At 72.7% G+C, this 21,482-nt stretch carries 17 protein-coding genes and 2 tRNA genes; 15 read left to right on the forward strand and 4 right to left on the reverse strand.

The features are described 5' to 3' along the window. Positions 1-52: 52 nt before the first annotated feature. Together M3185_RS15160 and M3185_RS15165 are read left to right on the forward strand one after the other, a co-directional pair. The gene (locus tag M3185_RS15160; RefSeq protein ID WP_251334516.1) at positions 53-541 is read left to right on the forward strand and encodes an acyl-CoA thioesterase; all 489 of its coding nucleotides are present in this window, start codon (positions 53-55) and stop codon (positions 539-541) included. Beyond that, complete coding sequence (locus tag M3185_RS15165; RefSeq protein WP_374238527.1) at positions 538-1,215, forward strand: hypothetical protein; 678 nt, start codon at positions 538-540, stop codon at positions 1,213-1,215. Before M3185_RS15160 ends, M3185_RS15165 begins: the two co-directional genes overlap by 4 nt. 37 nt (positions 1,216-1,252) lie before the next feature. On the opposite strand, the gene M3185_RS15170 is transcribed toward M3185_RS15165, so the two are convergent. Further along, positions 1,253-1,825 (reverse strand): globin, encoded by a 573-nt coding sequence (locus M3185_RS15170; protein WP_374238528.1) that lies wholly within the window; start codon positions 1,823-1,825, stop codon positions 1,253-1,255. Continuing rightward, positions 1,822-4,389, reverse strand: coding sequence for an aminopeptidase N (gene pepN, locus M3185_RS15175; protein ID WP_251334517.1), 2,568 nt, complete (start codon positions 4,387-4,389; stop codon positions 1,822-1,824). Before pepN ends, M3185_RS15170 begins: the two co-directional genes overlap by 4 nt. Before the next feature lie 200 nt (positions 4,390-4,589). Between pepN and M3185_RS15180 the strand changes: the two genes are divergently transcribed. Both M3185_RS15180 and M3185_RS15185 read left to right on the forward strand, forming a co-directional pair. Continuing rightward, positions 4,590-5,111: a ribose-5-phosphate isomerase gene (locus M3185_RS15180; protein ID WP_251334518.1), complete on the forward strand. Its 522-nt coding sequence runs from the start codon at positions 4,590-4,592 to the stop codon at positions 5,109-5,111. Next, positions 5,112-6,002: an Fpg/Nei family DNA glycosylase gene (locus tag M3185_RS15185; RefSeq protein ID WP_251334519.1), complete on the forward strand. Its 891-nt coding sequence runs from the start codon at positions 5,112-5,114 to the stop codon at positions 6,000-6,002. Between the two features lie 239 nt (positions 6,003-6,241). On the opposite strand, the gene M3185_RS15190 is transcribed toward M3185_RS15185, so the two are convergent. Next, positions 6,242-6,312, reverse strand: a tRNA-Gly gene (locus M3185_RS15190). Between the two features lie 208 nt (positions 6,313-6,520). Between M3185_RS15190 and M3185_RS15195 the strand changes: the two genes are divergently transcribed. From M3185_RS15195 to M3185_RS15220, 6 genes are all read left to right on the forward strand, one after another. Beyond that, a tRNA-Pro gene (locus M3185_RS15195) sits at positions 6,521-6,593 on the forward strand. A 108-nt stretch (positions 6,594-6,701) separates the two neighbouring features. Then, the gene (tig, locus tag M3185_RS15200; protein ID WP_251334520.1) at positions 6,702-8,135 is read left to right on the forward strand and encodes a trigger factor; all 1,434 of its coding nucleotides are present in this window, start codon (positions 6,702-6,704) and stop codon (positions 8,133-8,135) included. 227 nt (positions 8,136-8,362) lie between these two features. Next, on the forward strand, positions 8,363-9,022 hold the full coding sequence (locus M3185_RS15205; protein WP_285859961.1) for an ATP-dependent Clp protease proteolytic subunit: 660 nt from the start codon (positions 8,363-8,365) through the stop codon (positions 9,020-9,022). A 61-nt stretch (positions 9,023-9,083) separates the two neighbouring features. After that, positions 9,084-9,761, forward strand: coding sequence for an ATP-dependent Clp protease proteolytic subunit (locus tag M3185_RS15210; RefSeq protein WP_251334521.1), 678 nt, complete (start codon positions 9,084-9,086; stop codon positions 9,759-9,761). A gap of 94 nt (positions 9,762-9,855) precedes the next feature. Further along, a complete protein-coding gene (gene clpX / locus M3185_RS15215) occupies positions 9,856-11,151 on the forward strand; it encodes an ATP-dependent Clp protease ATP-binding subunit ClpX (RefSeq protein ID WP_251334522.1) in 1,296 nt (431 codons plus the stop codon). Between the two features lie 66 nt (positions 11,152-11,217). Further along, the gene (locus M3185_RS15220) at positions 11,218-11,823 is read left to right on the forward strand and encodes a mycothiol-dependent nitroreductase Rv2466c family protein (RefSeq protein ID WP_251334523.1); all 606 of its coding nucleotides are present in this window, start codon (positions 11,218-11,220) and stop codon (positions 11,821-11,823) included. A 72-nt stretch (positions 11,824-11,895) separates the two neighbouring features. Here M3185_RS15220 and valS read toward each other — a convergent pair whose 3' ends face one another. After that, positions 11,896-14,544 carry a valine--tRNA ligase gene (valS, locus tag M3185_RS15225; protein ID WP_251334524.1) on the reverse strand — a complete coding sequence of 883 codons (2,649 nt, stop codon included), beginning with the start codon at positions 14,542-14,544 and terminating at the stop codon, positions 11,896-11,898. 87 nt (positions 14,545-14,631) lie between these two features. On the opposite strand from valS, the gene M3185_RS15230 reads away from it, so the two are divergent. The 5 genes from M3185_RS15230 to ndk all read left to right on the forward strand — a co-directional run bounded on the left by M3185_RS15230 (position 14,632) and on the right by ndk (position 21,441). Beyond that, the gene (locus M3185_RS15230; RefSeq protein ID WP_251334525.1) at positions 14,632-15,408 is read left to right on the forward strand and encodes an SDR family oxidoreductase; all 777 of its coding nucleotides are present in this window, start codon (positions 14,632-14,634) and stop codon (positions 15,406-15,408) included. Between the two features lie 366 nt (positions 15,409-15,774). After that, positions 15,775-19,110, forward strand: coding sequence for an isoleucine--tRNA ligase (ileS, locus tag M3185_RS15235; protein ID WP_251334526.1), 3,336 nt, complete (start codon positions 15,775-15,777; stop codon positions 19,108-19,110). Continuing rightward, entirely contained in the window at positions 19,107-20,480 is a 1,374-nt protein-coding gene (locus M3185_RS15240) for a bifunctional folylpolyglutamate synthase/dihydrofolate synthase (RefSeq protein WP_251334527.1), read from the forward strand. The genes ileS and M3185_RS15240 overlap by 4 nt, the downstream gene beginning before the upstream one ends. Positions 20,481-20,538: 58 nt before the next feature. Next, on the forward strand, positions 20,539-20,982 hold the full coding sequence (locus M3185_RS15245) for a DUF4233 domain-containing protein (protein WP_251334528.1): 444 nt from the start codon (positions 20,539-20,541) through the stop codon (positions 20,980-20,982). A 42-nt stretch (positions 20,983-21,024) separates the two neighbouring features. Then, on the forward strand, positions 21,025-21,441 hold the full coding sequence (gene ndk, locus M3185_RS15250; RefSeq protein ID WP_251334529.1) for a nucleoside-diphosphate kinase: 417 nt from the start codon (positions 21,025-21,027) through the stop codon (positions 21,439-21,441). Positions 21,442-21,482: the final 41 nt, after the last annotated feature.

Here is a 21,482-nt window from a genome sequence, read left to right on the forward strand (position 1 = left end):
GCCGACGGCCCGGCCGTGCGCCGGGGGCGGCGCGGTGTGATGGGATGGACCCATGTCTTCGCTGCTGATCCCCATCCAGATGCGCTTCGGCGACATCGACAGCTACGGCCACGTCAACAACGTCACCATGCTCCAGTACCTCGAGGACGCGCGCGTGCGGCTCATGGGCCGCCCGCTGCCCGAGGACGCCGTGGCGGGGCTGCCGGCGGACACCACGTTCCGCACGCTCGTGGGAGAGGACCGGCAGACGGTGATCGGCCGCCAGGAGGCCGAGTACACCGAGCAGCTGCTCTACCGGCCCGAGCCGGTGTTCGTGCGGGTCTGGGTCTCCTCCGTGGGCGGGTCCAGCTTCGTGCTCGACTACGCCGTGCAGGAGGAGGACGGCTCGCGGGTCTACGCCGTGGCGCAGACCGTCGTCGTGCAGATCGACCGTGCGACCGGCCGGCCGGTGCGCCTGGCCGAGGACCAGCGGATCGTGCTCGGGCGGTGGGCGGACGCCCCCGTCCGCTTCGCCCGCCGGCCCGCCCCGGCCGGGGCGTGAGCCCCGTGGCCCGGTCCCTGCCGCTGACCGACCCCCGCGACGTCGCCGACCTGCGCACGTTCCTGACCCGCGCCCGCGGCGTGGACCCCCAGGCCGCCGTGCGCTTCCAGGCCCGCGGGCGCGCCCTCGGCACGTACGTGTGCGTGCTCGAGCGCCACGGCCTGCTCGACACCACCCCCACGGTCCTCGGGCTGCGCACCGCCGCCCTGGCCGAGGAGCTGGGCCTCGACGTCACCGTCTCCCTGGGCGCCGTCCTCGACCGGATGCCCCGCCAGGACGACGACGACACCGTGGTGCGGCTGCCGCCCATGGACGCGACCGTCTCGTGGGCGGGGATCGCCCCGCCGCTGAGCGGGTGGACGCCGGTGGGCTCCGTCACCGGGGACGCCGTGCGCGAGGCCGCCCGGGGCGGGATCGAGGAGGTCGCCCGGACCGTGCCCGTGGACGCGGGCGGCGCCGTCGTGGACGCCGTGCGCTCGCAGGTCTGGGGCCGCTCCTCCGGGTGGTCGCAGCCGCTCGCGGACCGCCTGACGGGCGGGCCGGTGCCCGACGGCGCCGCGTTCGCCGCCTGGTCGCTCGGCTTCCTGCGCCCCGGGGCGGACGTGGTGGTCGCCGAGAACGGCCGCTGGCTGCGCCTGAGCGCCCCCGGCGGGCACGTGCTCGTCAAGCGCTGAGCGGGTCCCGGACCGGGTCGTGCCCGGCGCCGGGAGCTCAGCCCGGCCGGTTGATCATCGCGTGGGCGGCGCGGTCGAAGTAGTCCCAGATGATCCCGTCGTGCAGCGGCGAGAGCTCGAGGGTGTCGAGTGCCGCGCGCATGTGCGCCAGCCACGTCTCGCGCGCCCACACGTCCACCGGGAACGGCAGGTGCCGCATCCGCAGCCGCGGGTGCCCGCGCTGCTCGGAGTACGTGGTCGGCCCGCCCCAGTACTGCTCGAGGAACATCCGCAGCCGCTCCTCGGCCGGGCCCAGGTCGTCCTCGGGGTACAGGGCGCGGAACCGCTCGTCCTGGGCCACGCGGGCGTAGAACTCGTGGACGAGCCTCACGAAGGTCTCGTGCCCGCCCACCTGGTCGTAGAACGACGCCACCGTGCCCGCTTCGGCCTGCTCCCGGGCGTCGCCGACCTGCGGCACCGGGCGGCGCAGCTGGGACAGCGGCGCGCCCACGGCGAAGGATCGGGCGCCGGGCGGGGCCGCGGCGGCGGGGTCGGTGCTGGGGATGCCTATCCCGCCCGCGGGCGGGACCGGCTGCTCGGGCGTGCCCGGGCCCTGCTGCGGGCCGCTCACGCCCGCACCTCCTCGAACCGGGCGTCCACGGCCTGGGCGCGCACGGCGCGGAAGATCGCGTCCCGGCGCTCGAGCACGAGCCGGCGCAGCCCGTGCAGGTCCTCGGGCAGCCCCGCGAGGAAGGCGTCGGCGGCGTCGAGGGTCCGCTGGGTCGGCAGGTTCGGGAACATGCCGGTGGCGATCTGCTGGGCGAGCTCGTGGGTGCGGGTGCGCCACAGCCGGGGGACCGCCTCGAAGTACTGCTCGGCCCAGGGCTCCAGCAGCGCAGGGTCAGCGGCCGTGCGGAACCCGTCGATCGCCGCCTCCTGGATGGAGTTGGGCAGGGTGCCCTCGACCATGATCTGCTGCCACGCCCGGGCCTTGGCCTCCGCGGTGGGCTGGGCCGCCCGGGCCCGGGCGGCGGCGATCGCGCCGTTCTCGGTGTTGTCCTCGGCGAGCGCCGCGTCGACGGCGGCGTCGTCGCGCCGGCCGCCGGCGCACAGGGCGGTGAGCACGGCCCAGCGCAGGTCGGTGTCCAGGGCGAGGCCCGGCAGCGCGCGCTCCCCGGCGAGCAGCTGCTCGAGGACGTCCAGCTGCGCTCCGGTGCGGGCGTGGCGGGCGAAGGCCTTGAGGAACTGCAGCTGGTGGTCGGAGCCGGCCTCGGCCTGCTCGGTGAGCTCCCACAGGCGGTCGGCGGCGGCGTGCTCGGTGGCCTCGCGGAGGGGCTCGGCGACGTAGCCCTCGAGCACCGTGTCCAGCTGGGTGAGCTGGACGTGCACCGCGGTCGAGTCCGTCTCGTGGGCGATGTTGCCGAGCACCAGCTCCACGTAGCGGCGGGCCGGGGTCTCGCCGTCGTAGACCCCGTCCCACACGGAGGCCTGCACGAGGGCGCGGGGCAGCGTGTCCTCGAAGTTCTTCAAGTGGGTGAGGGCGGTGTCGAGGGAGCACTCGTCGAGCCGGATCTTGGCGTAGGCGAGGTCGTCGTCGTTGAGCAGCACCAGGTCGGGCAGCTCCCGGCCGACGAGCTCGGTCACCTCGGTGACGGCCCCGTCCACGTCGAGCTCCACCCGGTGGGTGCGCACGAGCTTGCCGTGCGTCCCGTCGTGGTCGTAGAAGCCGACGGCCAGGCGGTGAGGCCGCAGCGTGGGGTGCTCCGCGGGGGCGGTCTGCTCGATCCGGAAGGCCGTGATCACGCCGTCCGGGTCGGTCTCCACGACCGGGGAGAGCGTGTTGACGCCGGCGGTCTCCAGCCACTTCGCGGACCAGTCCTCGAGGTCCCGGCCGCTGGCCGCCTCGAGCTCGACCAGCAGGTCCCGCAGCTCGGTGTTCGCCCAGGCGTGGGCGGTGAAGTAGCGGTGGAGCCCGGCCATGAACTGCTCCTGGCCCACCCACGCCACGAGCTGCTTGAGCACCGAGGCGCCCTTGGCGTAGGTGATCCCGTCGAAGTTGACGAGGACGTCCTCGAGGTCGCGGATCTCCGCCGTGATGGGGTGCGTGGTGGGCAGCTGGTCCTGCTCGTAGCCCCACGACTTCTCCCCGGCCGCGAACGTGGTCCACGCGTTGGTGTAGCGGGTGTTCTCGGCGGCGGCGAGGGTGGACATGAACTCCGCGAAGGACTCGTTGAGCCACAGGTCGTTCCACCAGCGCATGGTCACGAAGTCCCCGAACCACATGTGCGCGAGCTCGTGCAGGACCGTGATGGCCCGCCGCTCCACGCGCGCCCGGGTGGGCTTGGAGCGGAAGACGTAGAGCTCCACGAACGTCACGGCCCCGGCGTTCTCCATGGCCCCGGCGTTGAACTGCGGGACGAACAGCTGGTCGTACTTCTCGAAGGGGTAGGGCACGCCGAACTGGGCCTCGAAGAACTCGAAGCCCTGCTTGGTGATCCCGAACATCTCCTCCGCCTCGACGTGCTCCATCAGCGAGCGCCGGGCGTAGAGGCCCAGGGGGACGGTGCGCCCGTCGGCGCTCGTGAGCTCGTCGTGCACGGACGCGTACGGCCCGGCGATCAGGGAGGTGACGTAGCAGGGCACCACGGGCGTGGGGGAGAAGGACCACGTGGCGGTGCCCGCGCCGGCCGGGGCGGGCTCGGGCGTGGGCTGGGTGGAGACCACGGTCCAGTGCTCCGGGGCGGTCACGGTGAACGCGAAGCGCGCCTTGAGGTCCGGCTGCTCGAACACGGCGAACATCCGGCGGGTGTCGGCGACCTCGAACTGGGAGTAGAGGTAGACCTCCCCGTCCACGGGGTCCACGAACCGGTGCAGGCCCTCGCCGGTGTTCATGTAGAGGCACTCCGCGTCGACCGTCAGCACGTTCTCCGCGGCCAGGCCCGGCAGCTGGATCCGCACCCCGTCGGAGACCTCCGCCGGGTCCAGCTCCCGGCCGTTGAGCACCACGGCGTGCACGGCGTCGGTGATCGCGTCGATGAAGGTGGACGCGCCGGGGGCCGCCCGGAACCGCACCGTCGTCGTCGACCGGAAGGTCCGCTCGCCGCGGGTCAGGTCGAGGACCACCTCGTAGGCGTCCACCGTCACGGTCTCGGCCCGCGCGGCGGCCTCCTCGCGGGTCAGGTTGGTTCCGGGCACGGCGTGCCGTCCTCTCGTCGGGGTCAGGGGGACGCCCGCGGCCCGGCGGCCGCGGGAGGTCCCCCCATTATGTCAGCCGGGGCCCGCCCGGGCCGGGAGATCGCGATACCCGCCGTCCCGGCTTTCCCGGACCCACTACCCTGGAAGGCGCCCGGCGTGCCGGGCCCGTCCCGATCCCGTGATCCCAGGAGCACCCGCCCATGCGCGTCCACATCGCCACCGACCACGCCGGCCTCGAGCTCTCCCAGTACCTGGTCGAGCAGCTCACCGCCGCCGGGTACGACCTCGTCGACCACGGCCCCGACCACTACGACGCCCTCGACGACTACCCCGCCTTCTGCATCGCCGCCGCGCTGGGCGTGCGCGAGGACCGGCAGCGGGGGCTGGACTCTCTCGGGATCGTGCTGGGCGGGTCCGGCAACGGCGAGCAGATCGCCGCCAACAAGGTCACCGGGATCCGCGCCGCGCTGGCCTGGAACCTCGACACCGCCCGGCTCGCGCGCCAGCACAACGACGCCCAGGTCGTGGCCGTGGGCGGGCGCCAGCACCCGAAGGAGGAGGCCCTCGAGATCGTGCAGGCCTTCCTGGCCGAGCCGTTCTCCGGCGACGAGCGCCACGTGCGCCGGATCGGGCAGGTCGCGGAGTACGAGTCCACGGGCACGGTGGCCGGCCGCCTGGAGGGGCTGCGGCCCCGCGAGTTCCCGGCCGCCCGGGAGGCCTGAGTGCCCGAGGGGCACTCCGTCCACCGCCTCGCCCGGCAGTTCGCCGACTGCTTCGCGGGCCGGCGCCTGGCGGTGAGCTCCCCCCAGGGCCGGTTCGCCGCCGGGGCCGCGGCCCTCGACGGCGCGGTGCTGGAGGGCGCCCGCGCGCACGGCAAGCAGCTGTTCCTCGACTTCGCGGGGGACCGGGTGCTGCGCTCCCACCTCGGGCTCTACGGCGCGTGGAGCTTCGGGGGCACCGACCGCTTCCGCGGCGCGTCCTCGATCGGCGCCCCGCGCCGGATCGGGGAGCGCGAGGCCCACGACGACGGCGCCCCCGCCGCGGGCCCCCTCGTGGTGCCTCCCCCGGTCGGGGCGGTGCGCGTGCGGCTGGTGGCCGACGAGGGCTGGGCGGACCTGCGGGGCCCGGCCCTGTGCGTGCTCGAGACCCGCGCCGAGGCGGAGGCCGCCCGCGCGAAGCTGGGCCCGGACCCGCTGGACCCCGCCGCCGATCCGGCCCCCTTCGTGGCCGCGGTCCGCCGCAGCCGGCGGCCGGTCGGGGCGCTGCTCATGGACCAGGGCGTCGTCGCCGGCGTGGGCAACATCTTCCGGGCGGAGTCCCTGTTCCGCCGCGGCCTCGACCCGCTGACCCCCGGGCGCGCCCTGGACGAGGGCACGCTGCGGGAGCTGTGGGCGGAGAACGCCGCCCTCATGCGCACCGGCGTCCGGCTCGGCCGGATCGTGACCACCGATCCCGCCGAGCGTCCCGGCGTCGCGGAGGAGCAGGCGTGGCCCGCGCACGCCCACTACGTGTACAAGCGCACGGGCCTGCCGTGCCGGCGCTGCGGCAGCCCCGTGGCGGCGGGGGAGCTGGAGGCGCGCACCCTCTACTGGTGCCCGGTCTGCCAGGGATGACCGGGGCCCGGTCCCCGGGGTGGAGCGCGGCCGTGTCCGGCTGCTGCGGTCCCGCGGGCTGCGCCACCGGCTTCGGGCCCCGCGAGTCCCCACGGAAGCGTCGTCTCCCCACGAACGATCGTGGGGAGACGACGCACGGCTGGGGGCTCGGCGGCGAGGCCGGGGGCTCGGCGACCGGGGGCCGGGTCCGGAAACGCCGAACGCCCCGGTCCGTGCGGACCGGGGCGTTCGGGCGAGGGAGGGGATGACGGGAATCGAACCCGCGTAATCAGTTTGGAAGACTGAGGCTCTACCATTGAGCTACATCCCCGTCAGGCCATTCCCATTAACCGGTGCGGCGTGCGCGGTGTCAAATCCTCGGGCCCCGTGGCACTCGCCGGCGCTCCCGGCGACGGCGCGGCGCGCGGCGCCCGGCGGGCCGAGGTGCGGGCCGGTCCGGGCTACCGGTAGACTCGCCGGTGGTCCGTGCCCGTGCCGGTGCACCGGACCGCAGTCGTTGCAGCCGAGGCTGCAGGAACCGGGGCGTAGCGTAGTGGCTAGCGCGCCTGCTTTGGGAGCAGGAGATCGCAGGTTCGAGTCCTGTCGCCCCGACGTTGGAGCGGCTGCCCGGCCCCGCTGGGCAGCTGCTTTCTGACTGTCCGGACCGTCGTGCGGTCCCGAGAACACCCAACCGACCTACCACTCAGGAGTACAGCGGAAGTGAAGAGCGCCGTCGAGAAACTCAACCCCACCCAGGTCAAGATCGTGGTGGACGTCCCGTTCGCGGAACTCAAGCCGTTCATCGACCAGACCTACAAGTCTCTCGCGAACCAGATCCAGGTCCCCGGCTTCCGCCGCGGCAAGATCCCCGCCCGCCTCATCGAGCAGCGCGTGGGCTTCGACTTCGTCGTCGAGAACGCGCTCAACGAGGGCCTGAACACCTTCTTCCAGCAGGCCCTGGCGGAGAACGAGATCACCCCGCTGACCCAGCCCCAGGTCGAGGTCGTCGCCAAGCCGGACGAGACGAACCGCGAGGCCGACACCAAGGTCGAGATCGACGTGGCCGTGCGCCCCGAGATCGAGCTGCCCGACTACAAGGGCCTGCAGGTCGAGGTCGAGGCCCGCGAGGCCTCCGCCGAGGACGAGCAGAAGGCCCTCGACGAGCTGCGCGGGCGCTTCGGCACCCTCAAGGCCGTGGACCGCCCGGCCGCCGAGGGCGACTTCGTCACCCTGGACCTCCAGGCCCTGATCGACGGCGAGGAGGTCGACGCCGCCAACGACCTGTCCTACCAGGTCGGCGCCGGCACGATGCTCGAGGGCATGGACGAGGCCATCACCGGGCTGTCCGCGGGCGAGGACGCCACCTTCGAGACGAAGCTCGCCGGCGGCGAGCACAGCGGCGAGGACGCGACCGTCAAGGTCCAGGTCACCGCGGTCAAGGAGCGCGAGCTGCCCGAGGCCGACGACGAGTTCGCCCAGCTGGCCTCCGAGTTCGACACCATCGAGGAGCTCAAGGAGGACCTGAAGAAGCAGGCCTCCGAGTCCACCGTGGTGGAGCAGGGCATCGAGGCGCGCGACAAGGTCCTCGAGAAGCTCCTCGAGCTGGTCGAGGTCCCCGTGCCCCAGGCCGTGATCGACGAGCAGATCGCCCAGCACTTCGACAACCCGCAGGCCGAGGCCGACCACGACACCGCGGAGCACCGCGACGAGGTCCGCAAGAACGCCGAGTCCGCGTTCCGCAACGAGATGGTCCTCGACGCCGTGGCCGACGCCGAGGAGATCGGCGTGGAGCAGTCCGAGCTCATCGACTACATCATCAACATGTCCCAGCAGTACGGCATGGACCCGAACCAGTTCGCGCAGCTGCTGGACTCCTCGGGCCAGGCCGGTCTCATGGTGGGCGAGGTGCGCCGCCGCAAGGCCCTGGCCAAGGTCCTCGAGTACGCGCAGGTGACCGACACCGAGGGCAACCCGGTGGACCTCTCCGAGTTCGTCCGCCCGCAGGGCGAGGAGCAGGACGCCGCCCAGGGCGCCGAGCCGGCCGACGCCGAGGAGCAGCCCGCCCCGGAGGAGACCACCGCGGCCCCGACCCCGGGCACCGACGAGACCGAGGAGACCGCCGAGTCCGCGAAGCCGGCCGGCCCGGCCTCCTGATCCCGGTTCCCCGCGGCCCTGGACGGGGCCGCCGAAGGCGCCGTCGTTCCTGCCGGAACGGCGGCGCCTTCGCCGTCGCGGGCCCGCCCGGGCGCCCGCGACGGCGACCATGCGCCATCAGCGAACAACCGGGTCCCGGACCGAACCGGGCCGGGGCCGGGCACTAGTCTTCTCAGAGAGATCACCGGACCACCACCGGACCCCACGGACGAAAGAGGTACCGTTCCATGACCTCCGCTCACGAGCCGACGTTCGGCTCGGCCACCACCACCCGTCCCCGCCTGCAGGGCGGCGCCACGATGACGGCCCAGGACGACTTCGTCTACAACCGCCTGCTCAAGGAGCGCATCATCTGGCTCGGCTCCGAGGTGCGCGACGACAACGCGAACCTCATCTGCTCCCAGATGCTGCTGCTGTCGGCCGAGGACCCCGAGGCGGACATCTTCCTGTACATCAACTCCCCGGGCGGGTCCGTCACGGCGGGCATGGCCATCTACGACACGATGCAGCTCATCCCCAACGACGTCGTCACCGTCGCCACGGGCCTGGCCGCGTCCATGGGCCAGTTCCTGCTGTCCTCGGGGGCCAAGGGCAAGCGCTACGCGACGCCCAACGCCCGGATCCTCATGCACCAGCCCTCCGGCGGCATGGGCGGCACCGCCTCGGACATCAAGGTCCAGGCCGAGCTGATCCTGTCGATGAAGCGCCGCCTGGCCGAGCTCACCGCCGAGCAGACCGGCCAGACGCTGGAGACCATCCTGCGGGACAACGACCGCGACAACTGGTTCGACGCCCAGCGCGGCCTGGAGTACGGCTTCTTCGACCACATCGCCAGCAGCGCCGGGTCCATGACCGGCGGCGGCGGCACCATGAAGGACCAGGACTAGGACCTCGGCGGTCCGCACCTCCCACGACCCGGCAGCCCAGAGACTTTCGAGGAATTCAACGATGACCTACACGTACGGACCTTCGTCCACGGCCGGTTCCGCGGCCGCCCTGCCGTCCAGCCGCTACGTGCTCCCGGACTTCGAGGAGCGCACGCCCTACGGCTACCGCCGGCAGAACCCCTACACCAAGCTGTTCGAGGACCGCATCATCTTCCTGGGCGTCCAGGTCGACGACGCCTCGGCCGACGACGTCATGGCGCAGCTGCTCGTGCTCGAGGCGCAGGACGCCGACCGGGACATCACCATGTACATCAACTCCCCGGGCGGGTCGTTCACCGCGATGACCGCGATCTACGACACCATGCAGTTCATCCGCCCCGAGATCCAGACCGTCTGCCTCGGCCAGGCCGCGTCCGCGGCCGCCGTGCTGCTGGCCGGCGGCACCCCCGGCAAGCGCCTGGCCCTGCCCAACGCCCGCGTGCTGATCCACCAGCCCGCGATGTCCGGCCAGGGCGGCGGGCAGGCCTCGGACATCGAGATCCAGGCCAACGAGATCATGCGCATGCGCGAGTGGCTCGAGGAGACCCTGGCGCTGCACTCCGGCAAGACGGCCCAGGAGGTCAACCGCGACATCGAACGCGACAAGATCCTCACGGCCGCCGCCGCGAAGGACTACGGCATTGTCGACCACGTCCTGGAATCCCGCAAGATCCACAAGCCGGCGACCGTCACCGTCTGACGCCCCGCCGCACCGGGGCGTCGCGGTGTTGGGGGATCCCCCGACCTCGCCTATCCTGGACGAGGATTCCCGTACCCGACCAGAGGACTGTTTCATGGCGCGCATCGGCGAGACCGCGGATCTGCTCAAGTGCTCCTTCTGCGGCAAGAGCCAGAAGCAGGTCCGCAAGCTCATCGCGGGCCCGCGGGTGTACATCTGCGACGAGTGCATCGAGCTGTGCAACGAGATCATCGAGGAGGAGCTGAGCGAGGTCAAGGACCTGGAGCAGCAGGAGCTGCCCACGCCCCACGAGATCTACCAGCACCTCCAGCAGTACGTCATCGGCCAGGAGACCGCGAAGCGGGCCCTGTCGGTGGCGGTGTACAACCACTACAAGCGGGTCCGCGCCGGCGAGGGGGGCAAGCCCCTGTCCCTGGCCACGGCCGCCGGTGACGAGGACGTGGAGATCGCCAAGTCCAACATCCTCCTGGTCGGCCCGACCGGCTCCGGCAAGACCTACCTGGCGCAGTCGCTGGCCCGCAAGCTGGACGTGCCCTTCGCCGTCGCGGACGCCACGTCCCTCACCGAGGCCGGCTACGTCGGCGAGGACGTCGAGAACATCCTCCTCAAGCTCATCCAGGCCGCCGACTACGACGTCAAGCGCGCCGAGACGGGCATCATCTACATCGACGAGATCGACAAGATCTCCCGCAAGTCCGAGAACCCCTCGATCACTCGCGACGTCTCCGGCGAGGGCGTGCAGCAGGCGCTGCTGAAGATCCTCGAGGGGACCGTGGCCTCGGTGCCGCCGCAGGGCGGGCGCAAGCACCCCCAGCAGGAGTTCATCCAGATCGACACCACGAACGTGCTGTTCATCGTCGCCGGCGCGTTCGCCGGGCTGGAGGACATCGTGGACTCCCGGGCCGGGCGCACCAGCATCGGCTTCGGCGCCTCCCTGCGGGAGGCGGGCCCGCGCGCCGACGTCATGGACGACGTCATGCCCGAGGACCTGCTGAAGTTCGGCCTCATCCCCGAGTTCATCGGCCGCCTGCCCGTGGTGACCACGCTGCGGGAGCTCACCGTCGCGGACCTCACCCGCATCCTCACCGAGCCCCGCAACGCGCTGATCAAGCAGTACAAGAAGATGTTCCAGCTGGACGGCGTCGAGCTGACCTTCGACCCCGAGGCCCTGACCGCCGTCGCGGAGCTCGCGATCCAGCGGGGCACGGGGGCCCGCGGGCTGCGCGCCATCCTGGAGGACGTGCTGCTGCCCGTCATGTTCGAGCTGCCCAGCCGCGACGACATCGCCGCGGTGCTGGTCACCGCCGAGTCCGTCGCCAAGGACGCGGAGCCGGAGATCATCACCCACGAGATGATCCGCGCGGAGCAGAACCGGAACAAAACCGCCTGAGCCGCGCCTTGTACCCGGTGACGCCCCCGCCGCCCCGGCGGGGCGCACCGTACGAGGAGGATGCTGATGGCTGACAAGGTGGAGTTCTGGTTCGACCCCGCGTGCCCGTGGGCGTGGATGACCTCGCGCTGGATGCTGGAGGTCGAGCAGGTCCGCGACGTCGAGATCGACTGGCGCGTCATGTCCCTGGCCGTGCTCAACGAGGGGCGCGAGGAGCTGCCCGAGCAGTACAAGGAGTTCCTGACCAAGGCCTGGGGCCCGGTGCGCGTCGTCGTCGCCGCCCGGGAGCAGCACGGGCCCGAGTACGTCAGGGCGCTCTACGACGCCATGGGCACCAGGCTCCACCCGGGCGGGGAGAAGGACTACGAAAAGGTGATCGCGGAGTCCCTCGCCGAGGCGGGCCTGCCGGCCGAGCTCGCGGAGGCCGCGCGCACGGACCGCTGGGACGAGCTGCTGCGGGCCTCGCAGAAGGAGGCGCAGGACCGGGTGGGCGACGACGTCGGCACCCCGGTGATCGCCGTCAACGGCACCGCCTTCTTCGGCCCCGTGATGTCCCCGGCGCCCAAGGGCGAGGAGGCGGGGACGGTCTTCGACGGCGCGGTCGCCCTGGCGTCCTACCCCGGCTTCTTCGAGATCAAGCGCTCCCGCACGACGGGCCCGGTCTTCGACTGAGCCCGTCCCGCCACGGCGCGAGGGCCCGACCACCCCACGGTGGCCGGGCCCTCGCACGTCCCGGGGAGCGCCCTACCGGGCGGGCTCCTCGGCGGGCGCCAGCTCGACGTCGCGCACGCTCAGGCCCGCCTCGCCGGCCACGAGCCGCAGCTCGGTGGCGTTGCCGGCGGCCCTGAGGTCGCCCAGGCCGGCCTCGAGCCGCGCCACCTCCTCCGCGGAGCCGGTGATCACGGCGGAACGGACCTCGGTGCGCTGCTTGACCTTGGCCTCGGACTTGGCCTTGCGCAACCCCGACAGCGCCTCGCCCACGGTCGTGAGGACCTCGGGGTCGGCGTCGGCCACCAGGGCCGCGAAGCCCTCGGTGGTCGGCCACGCCGCGCGGTGCACGGAGCCGGTGCGCCACCAGGACCACACCTCGTCCGTGGCGAACGGCAGGACCGGGGCGAACAGGCGCAGCAGCGCGTCGAGGGTCGTGGCGAGCGCCGCGTGCACGGACGCCTGGGCGGCCTCGCCGCGGGCCCCGTAGGCCCGGTCCTTGACGAGCTCGACGTAGTCGTCGGTGAACGTCCAGAAGAACGACTCGGTCAGCTGCAGGGCGCGGGCGTACTCGTAGTCGCGGAACGCCTGGGTGGCGCGCTCCACCACGGTCGCGAGCTGGGCGAGCAGCGCCCGGTCCAGGGCGTCGGCGACGACGTCGGCGGAGGCGCCGGCGCGCAGCACGGAGGCCTCCGTGACGCCCTGGGCGAGCACGAACTTCGAGGCGTTGAGCAGCTTGATGGCCAGGCGGCGGCCGATCTTGATCTGCCCCTCGTCGAAGGCGGTGTCCGCGCCCAGCCGGGCGGAGGCCGCCCAGTAGCGCACGGCGTCGGAGCCGAACTTCTCGAGCGTGTCGGTGGGGACCACGACGTTGCCCTTGGACTTGGACATCTTCTTCCGGTCCGGGTCCAGGACCCAGCCGGAGATCGTCGCGTCCGACCACGGCAGGGAGTCCGTCAGGGCGTCGGCGCGGACCACGGAGGAGAACAGCCAGGTGCGGATGATCTCGTGGGCCTGCGGGCGCAGGTCCATGGGGTAGGTCTTCGCGTGCAGGTCCTCGTCGTGGCCCCAGCCGGTGACGATCTGCGGGGTCAGCGAGGAGGTGGCCCAGGTGTCGAGGACGTCGGGGTCGCCGGCGAAGCCGCCCGGCCGGCCCCGCTGGGACTCGTCGTAGCCGGGGGCGGGCTCGGCGGCCGGGTCCACGGGCAGCTGCTCGGCGGCCGGGACGATGGGGGAGTCGTAGACCGGCTCGCCCTGGGCGTCCAGGGGGTACCACACGGGGATGGGCACGCCGAAGAAGCGCTGGCGGGAGATCAGCCAGTCGCCGTTGAGGCCCTCGACCCAGTCGTCGTAGCGGGCCTTCATGAACGCAGGGTGCCACTCCAGCTCGGCGCCACGGGCGAGCAGGCGCTGCCGGCGCTCGGCGTCGCGCCCGCCGTTGCGGATGTACCACTGGCGGGAGGTGACGACCTCGAGGGGCTTGTCGCCCTTCTCGTAGAAGTTCACGGGGTGCACGATCGGCGTGGGCTCGCCGTCGAGGTCACCGGACTCCCGCAGCAGCTCCACGACCTGCTCCTTGGCCGAGAACACGGTCTTGCCGGCGAGCTGCGCGTAGGCGGCCTCCGGGCCCTCCCCGCGGATCCAGGCCGGGGTCTCGGCGAGGATGCGGCCGTCGCGCCCGACCACCGGGCGGGTCGGCAGCTCCAGCTCGCGCCACCAGGTGACGTCGGTGAGGTCGCCGAAGGTGCAGATCATGGCGATGCCGGAGCCCTTCTCCGGCTTGGCCAGGCGGTGGGCCACGACCGGGACCTCGACCCCGAACAGCGGGGAGGTCACCGTGGAGCCGAACAGCGGCTGGTAGCGCTCGTCGTCGGGGTGGGCCACGAGCGCCACGCACGCGGGCAGCAGCTCGGGGCGGGTGGTCTCGATGTGCACCGGCTCGGCCCCGTCCCGGTGGAAGGCCACGCGGTGGTAGGCGCCGGGGCGCTCCCGGTCCTCCAGCTCGGCCTGGGCCACGGCGGTGCGGAAGGTGACGTCCCACAGGGTCGGGGCGTCGGCGAGGTAGGCGTCGCCCGCGGCGAGGTTGTCGAGGAACGCCCGCTGGGCGACCCGCCGGGAGTGGTCGTCGATGGTGCGGTAGGTGAGGTCCCAGTCCACGGACAGGCCCAGGCGGGTGAAGAGGTCCTCGAAGACCTGCTCGTCGTCGACGGCGAGCTGCTCGCACAGCTCGATGAAGTTCCTCCGGGAGACCTGGTCGAAGTCGCGCTCGTTCCTCGCGGGCTTCGCCGGCGGCCGGTAGCCCGGGTCGTAGGGCAGGGTCGGGTCGCAGCGGACGCCGAAGTAGTTCTGCACGCGCCGCTCGGTGGGCAGGCCGTTGTCGTCCCAGCCCATCGGGTAGAAGACGTTCTTGCCGGTCATCCGCTGGTAGCGGGCCACGACGTCGGTCTGCGTGTAGGAGAACATGTGCCCCACGTGCAGCGACCCCGACGCGGTGGGCGGCGGGGTGTCGATCGAGTAGACCTCCGCGCGCTCGGTGTCGCGGTCGAAGCGGAAGGTGCCCTCCTCCCGCCACCGGGTCGAGAACCTCTCCTCCAGGCCCTCGAGGGCGGGCTTGTCGGGGACGGTCACGGACGTGGTCCCGGGTGCGGTGGCGGGCGTGTCTGTGCCCTGCGTGTTGTCAGCCATGCCGACCAGTCTCTCACGGACGCGCGGGCCCGCTCCGTCCCGGCCGGGTGCTTGGGCGTCCCTCCGGGCGCGGGCTAGCGTGGGCCCATGAGCGACGAGCAGAACACAGGAACCCACACCGGCAAGGTCGCGGTCGTCACCGGCGCCTCCACCGGCATCGGGGAGGCCACCGCCCGGGAGCTGCGCCGCAGCGGCTGGACCGTCTACGCCGTGGCCCGCCGGGCCGAGCGGCTCGAGGCGCTGGCGGAGCAGACCGGCGCGATCCCCGCGCCCTGCGACGTGACCTCCGACGCCGAGGTCGAGGCCCTGCGCGACCAGGTCCTCGAGGAGCAGGGCCGCGTGGACGCGCTGCTCAACATCTCCGGCGGGGCGCGCGGCACCGACCGGGTGGCCGAGGCCCGCACCGAGGACTGGGCATGGATGTACGAGGTCAACGTGCTGGGCACGCTGCGCATGACCCGCGCGTTCCTGCCCGCCCTGCGCGAGAACGGCGAGGGCACCGTCCTGAACCTCACCTCGCTGGCCGCCCACCGCGCGTACGAGGGCGGGGCCGGCTACAACGCCGCCAAGTTCGCCCAGCGCGCCATGACCGAGGCCCTGCGGCTGGAGGAGGCCGAGCACAACGTGCGGGTCGTCGAGATCGCCCCCGGGCTGGTGCACACCCCCGAGTTCTCCCTCAACCGCCTCGGCGGGGACCGGGCCGCGGCCGAGCAGGTCTACGCCGGGGTCGAGAAGCCGCTGACCTCGGAGGACGTCGCCGGCGTGTGCGCCTTCGCCGTGAACCTGCCCCACCACGTGGACCTCGACACCGTGACGATCAAGCCGGTCGCCCAGGCCGCGCCCCACAAGATCGTGCGCTCCTAGCCGTCCTGGCCCTCCTGGCCGTCCTGACCGAGGACCGGGAGCGGCGGCCGCCGGCGACCCACCCTCCCCGGGTGCGCCGGCGTCCGCCGCCTCGGCGCACCCGGGGAGGGTGGGTTAAGATGGGAGCAGTCACATCGGCGCCGATCCGGCCATCACCGGGGAGCCTCCGGAAGAACGGGACCCGCGGGTCCTCAGTAGACCCGGACGGGTAAGCCCGTCACAGCAGTCAACGAGCGGCGGCCCCGCCCCCGGTGAGGGAGGCGGGACCGCAAGCGAGGTGGTACCGCGTTGTGCCCGGGCGACCGGCCGGCAGCGTCCTTGCACCCTGACCCGCACGAGCAGCACCGACGTCAGAACGAGGATCCCGTGTCAGACCAGCCCGTCTACCCCAAGGCGACCACCGACCCCGAGGCCCGCGGCGTGCCCGCGGCGCCGACGTTCCCGGCCGTGGAGGAGCGCGTCCTCGCCTACTGGCAGCAGGACGGCACCTTCCAGGCCAGCATCGACCGGCGCGACCCGGGGGAGGACGGCTCCAACGAGTTCGTCTTCTACGACGGCCCGCCCTTCGCCAACGGCCTGCCGCACTACGGCCACCTGCTCACCGGCTACGTCAAGGACCTCGTGGCCCGCTACCAGACCCAGCAGGGCCGGCGCGTGGAGCGCCGCTTCGGCTGGGACACCCACGGGCTGCCCGCCGAGCTCGAGGCCATGAAACAGCTCGGGATGGCCGACAAGCAGGAGATCGAGCGGATGGGCATCGCCGCGTTCAACGACGCCTGCCGCAGCTCCGTGATGAAGTACGCCTCCGAGTGGCAGGACTACGTCACCCGCCAGGCGCGCTGGGTGGACTTCGACAACGACTACAAGACCCTCAACCCCGACTACATGGAGTCGGTGATCGCGGCGTTCAAGGGCCTCGACGACAAGGGCCTCGTCTACTCCGGCTACCGCGTCCTGCCGTACTGCTGGAAGGACGAGACGCCGCTGTCCAACCACGAGCTGCGCATGGACGACGACGTCTACAAGGACCGCCAGGACCAGACCGTCACCGTCTCCTTCCCGGTCCTCGACGACGCCTCCTGGGCGAAGCACCCCGAGGTCGTCACCGCGCTCGCCGGGGTCGAGGCGCTCGCCTGGACCACCACGCCCTGGACGCTGCCCACCAACCAGGCCATCGCGGTCGGCCCGGAGATCGTCTACGCCGTGGTCCCGGGCGCGGGCGAGCTCGCCGGGCGGCGCTTCCTGATCGCCGAGGACCTGCTGGGCGCCTACGCCAAGGACCTCGGCTGGGGCGGGGAGGAGGACCCGGCCGCGGCGGCCGCCGCCGCGGTCACCGCCCGCCACCGGGGCGCGGAGCTCGAGGGCCTGCGCTACCGCCGGCTGTGGGACTACTTCGCCGACGCCGAGCGCTTCGGCACCGGCACCTCCTGGCAGTTCGTGGTAGCCGACTACGTCACCACCACCGACGGCACCGGCCTGGTCCACCAGGCCCCCGCCTACGGCGAGGACGACCAGACCGTGTGCGCCGGCTACGGCATCCCCGTCGTGCTGTCCCTCGACGAGGCCGGGGTGTTCTACGACCTGTTCGCCGACGGGTCCCTGGCCGCCGGCGCCCCCCTGGCCGGGCTCGCCGGGAAGAACGTCTTCGACAAGGACGTCGCCCGCACGGTGGTCCGCGACCTCAAGGAGCGGGGCCGGCTGATCCGCCAGGCCAGCTACGAGCACGCCTACCCGCACTGCTGGCGCTGCCGCAACCCCCTGATCTACCGCGCCGTGTCCTCCTGGTTCGTGGAGGTCACCCGGATCAAGGACCGGATGGTCGAGCTGAACCAGCAGATCAACTGGATCCCGGACAACGTCAAGGACGGCCAGTTCGGCAAGTGGCTGGAGAACGCCCGCGACTGGTCGATCTCCCGCAACCGCTACTGGGGCTCGCCGATCCCCGTGTGGGAGTCCGACGACCCCAACCACCCGCGCCGCGACGTCTACGGCTCCCTCGCCGAGCTCGAGGCCGACTTCGGCCGGCTGCCGCGCAACGACCGCGGCGAGGTCGACCTGCACCGGCCCTGGATCGACGAGCTGACCCGCCCCAACCCGGACGACCCGACGGGGCGCTCCACCATGCGCCGGGTGCCCGAGGTGCTCGACGTGTGGTTCGACTCCGGCTCGATGCCCTACGCCCAGGTGCACTACCCCATGGAGAACCGGGACTGGTTCGAGACCCACAACCCGGGCGACTTCATCGTGGAGTACATCGGCCAGACCCGCGGCTGGTTCTACACCCTGCACATCCTCGCGACCGCGCTGTTCGACCGGCCCGCGTTCCGCAACGTCATCAGCCACGGCATCGTGCTGGGCTCCGACGGGCAGAAGATGTCCAAGTCCCTGCGCAACTACCCGGACGTCAACGAGGTCCTGGACCGGGACGGCGCCGACGCGATGCGCTGGTTCCTGATGTCCAGCCCCATCCTGCGCGGCGGCAACCTCGTGGTCACCGAGCAGGGCATCCGCGACGGCGTGCGCCAGATGATGCTCCCGCTGTGGAACGTGTACCACTTCTTCGGCCTCTACACGAACGCCGCGAACGCGGGCGCGGGCTACGAGGCACGGACCCGCCACGACTCCGAGAACGTCATGGACCGCTACGTGCTGGCCATGACCGGGCGGCTGGTGCGGCAGACGAAGGAGGCGTTCGACGCCTACGACATCTGGGGCGCCGCCGAGCACCTGCGCTCCTACATGGACACCCTGACCAACTGGTACGTCCGCCGCTCCCGCGACCGGTTCTTCGCCGAGGACACCGTCGCCTTCGACGTGCTGCACACCTGCCTGGAGACCGTCTGCCGCGTGGCCGCCCCGCTGCTGCCGCTCGTCACCGAGGAGATCTGGCGCGGGCTCACCGGCGGGCGCTCCGTGCACCTGACCGACTGGCCGGACGCCTCCGGCTTCCCGGCGGAGACCGAGCTCGTGGAGCTCATGGAGACCACCCGCACGATCTGCTCCAACGGCTCCGCCCTGCGCAAGGCCCACAAGCTGCGCGTGCGCCAGCCGCTGGCCGGGATGACCGTCGTCGTGCCCTCAGGCGCGAAGCTCGCGGGAACCTTCGAGCACATCGTCGAAGACGAGCTGAACCTCAAGGCCGTCACCCTGCTCGACGCCGCCGAGGCCTCCCCGGAGCAGTTCGGCATCTCCCAGCAGCTGAAGGTCAACGCCCGCGCCGCAGGCCCGCGCCTGGGCAAGGGCGTGCAGGCCGCCATCAAGGCCGCGAAGGCCGGGGACTGGCGGGTCGACGACGACGGCACCGTGGTCGCCGGCGCCACCGCGCTGCAGGAGGGGGAGTACGAGCTCGAGACCGTCGTGGCGGGCGACGCCGCGGCCGGCTCCCGGGCCGTGACCGTCCTGCCCGGCGGCGGCTTCCTCGTCCTCGACACCGAGCTCACCCCCGAGCTCGAGGCCGAGGGCACCGCCCGGGACATGGTCCGCACCATCCAGCAGGCCCGCAAGGACGCCGCCCTGCAGGTCTCCGACCGGATCCGCACGGTCGTGACCGCCGACGCCGCCACGGTCGCGGCGCTCGAGGCCAACCGGGCGCTCGTGGCCGGGGAGACGCTCTCCGCCGAGCTCGAGCTGCGGGTCGGCGAGCCCTCCGTGAGCGTGCACGTGGTGGACTCGCCGGTCGACGCCGCGGCGGTGCAGGCATGAGCGCGCCGTTCGCGGACACCGGGGACGCGACCTCCGTCGAGGACGTCTACGACCGGCTGCTGGCCCGTGCCCCGGAGAACCGGATGGCCCCGCGGCTCGAGGCCATGCGCCGGGCCATGGAAGTCCTGGGCGAACCCCAGCGCGCCGCCCCGGTGATCCACCTGACCGGCACCAACGGCAAGACCTCGACGGCCCGGATGGTCGAGGCCCTGCTGCTCGCCCACGACCTGCGCGTGGGCCGCTACACCAGCCCCCACCTGGCGCGGGTCACCGAGCGGATCAGCGTGGACGGCGCACCCGTGGACGACGACACGTTCGTGCGCGTGTACAACGAGATCGCCCCGTACCTGTCCTTCGTCGACGCCGAGCTCGCCGAGCGCGGCGAGCCGCGGATGAGCTACTTCGAGACCGTCACGGCGCTGGCCTTCGCGGTCTTCGCGGACGCGCCGGTCGACGTCGTCGTCCTCGAGGTCGGGATCGGCGGGTCGTGGGACGCGACCAACGTGGCCGACGCCGCGGTCTCCGTGGTCACCCCCATCGACCTCGACCACACGGACATGCTCGGGGACACCCTCGAGGACATCGCCCGCGAGAAGTCCGGGATCCTCAAGGAGCACGGCTACCTGGTCTCCGCGGCCCAGGACCCCGGGGCCGCACAGGTGCTGCTCGAGCGGGCCCGCGAACTGGGGATCCCGTTCCGCTTCGGCGGCGTCGAGTTCGCGGTGGAGGCCCGCGCCACGGCCGTGGGCGGGCAGGTGCTCACCGTCCGGGGCCTCGCCGGGCGCTACCCCGACCTGCTGCTGCCGCTGTTCGGCGCCCACCAGGCCGAGAACGCCGCGGTGGCCGTCGCCGCGGTCGAGGCGTTCCTGGGCGGGGGCGAGCAGGAGCTCAACCCCGAGCTCGTGCGCACCGGCCTGGGCGCCGTCGAGTCCCCGGGCCGGCTGGAACTGGCCCGCAAGGCCCCGCCCGTGGTCCTGGACGCCGCGCACAACCCGCACGGGCTGCGGGCCGCCGCCGCCGCCCTCCAGGAGGCGTTCACCTTCGGCAAGCTCAACCTCGTCGTCGGGGTCCTCGCGGAGAAGGACGCCGAGGCGATGCTGCGGGTGCTGCTCGAGGAGTACGAGGAGTTCAACACCGAGTTCTGGTTCACCCGCTCCGCCTCGCCGCGGGCGGTGGACCCGCAGGAGCTCGCCGAGCTGGCCGTGGACCTCGGCTTCCCCGAGGACGTGGTCCACGCCGTGCCCACGCTCGACGACGCCGTGGCCGCGGCCGTCCAGGACGCCGCCGCCCGCCCGGAGTTCGACGGCGCCGTGCTGGTCACCGGCTCGATCACCGTGGTCGGCGAGGTCCGCACCCTGCTGGGGCTGTGACCGTGGCCCCGCACCCCGCCCCCGTCCCGCCCGCCCCGCACGAGAGGACCCGCTCCACGTGGCACGCATGACCAAGGCCCAGCGCGAGTGGCGCCCCGGGCAGAAGAGGCCGAGGCGCTCGATCCGCACGATGTTCGCCTCCTCCGTGCTCGTCATGGAGGCGCTCATCGCCTTCTTCGCGGCCCTGGCCGCCTACGGGCTCCTCGGCCGGGAGCTGGGGGACGGCGCCCGCACCGCCGTCCTCGCGGGCGGGGCCGTGCTGGCGCTGATCCTGCTGCTGGCCCCCGCCGTGCTGGGCCGGCCGTGGGGGTACACGCTCGGCTGGGCCCTGCAGGCGGTGCTCGTGGCCACCGGCTTCGTGCTCCCGGCGATGTTCGTGGTGGGCGCGCTCTCGGCGCTCGCCTGGTGGTACGCCGTGCACACCGGGGCGCGGCTGGACCGGGAGAACGCCGCCCGCGACGCCGCGCAGGCGCAGTGGGAGCGGGAGCACCCGGACGGCTAGGCTGGGCTCCGACGTCCCTCGCAGTCCCCCGGAAGGATTCCCATGACCACGGAACGCACCCTTGTCCTCGTCAAGCCCGACGGCGTGGCCCGCGGCCTCACCGGCCAGGTCCTCGCCCGCGTCGAGGCGAAGGGCTACCGCCTCGTGGAGCTGAAGCTCCTGCACCCCCAGCGGGAGCTGCTCGAGCGCCACTACGACGAGCACCGGGGCAAGCCGTTCTTCGGTCCGCTGGTGGAGTTCATGCTCAGCGGCCCCGTCGTGGCCGCCGTCGTCGAGGGCCACCGCGTGATCGAGGGCTTCCGCTCCCTGGCCGGGACCACCGAGCCCACCACCGCCGCGCCCGGCACCATCCGCGGCGACCTCGGCCGCGACTGGGGCGAGAAGGTGCAGCAGAACATCGTGCACGGCTCGGACTCCCCGGAGTCCGCCGAGCGCGAGATCGGCATCTGGTTCGGCTGACCCGCTGCCCGCGGACGACGAACGGCCCGCCTCCTCCGGGA

The organism is Kocuria rosea (assembly GCF_023715525.1).
GTDB classification, from domain to species: domain Bacteria; phylum Actinomycetota; class Actinomycetes; order Actinomycetales; family Micrococcaceae; genus Kocuria; species Kocuria rosea_A.

Bases quoted from the DNA above. Each gene is read 5' to 3' on its own strand.
- M3185_RS15160 (WP_251334516.1), top strand. From the start codon at position 53: ATGTCTTCGCTGCTGATCCCCATCCAGATGCGCTTCGGCGACATCGAC.
- M3185_RS15180 (WP_251334518.1), top strand. From the start codon at position 4,590: ATGCGCGTCCACATCGCCACCGACCACGCCGGCCTCGAGCTCTCCCAG.
- M3185_RS15205 (WP_285859961.1), top strand. From the start codon at position 8,363: ATGACCTCCGCTCACGAGCCGACGTTCGGCTCGGCCACCACCACCCGT.
- M3185_RS15210 (WP_251334521.1), top strand. From the start codon at position 9,084: ATGACCTACACGTACGGACCTTCGTCCACGGCCGGTTCCGCGGCCGCC.
- clpX (WP_251334522.1), top strand. From the start codon at position 9,856: ATGGCGCGCATCGGCGAGACCGCGGATCTGCTCAAGTGCTCCTTCTGC.
- M3185_RS15220 (WP_251334523.1), top strand. From the start codon at position 11,218: ATGGCTGACAAGGTGGAGTTCTGGTTCGACCCCGCGTGCCCGTGGGCG.
- valS (WP_251334524.1), bottom strand. From the start codon at position 14,544: ATGGCTGACAACACGCAGGGCACAGACACGCCCGCCACCGCACCCGGG.
- M3185_RS15230 (WP_251334525.1), top strand. From the start codon at position 14,632: ATGAGCGACGAGCAGAACACAGGAACCCACACCGGCAAGGTCGCGGTC.
- M3185_RS15240 (WP_251334527.1), top strand. From the start codon at position 19,107: ATGAGCGCGCCGTTCGCGGACACCGGGGACGCGACCTCCGTCGAGGAC.
- ndk (WP_251334529.1), top strand. From the start codon at position 21,025: ATGACCACGGAACGCACCCTTGTCCTCGTCAAGCCCGACGGCGTGGCC.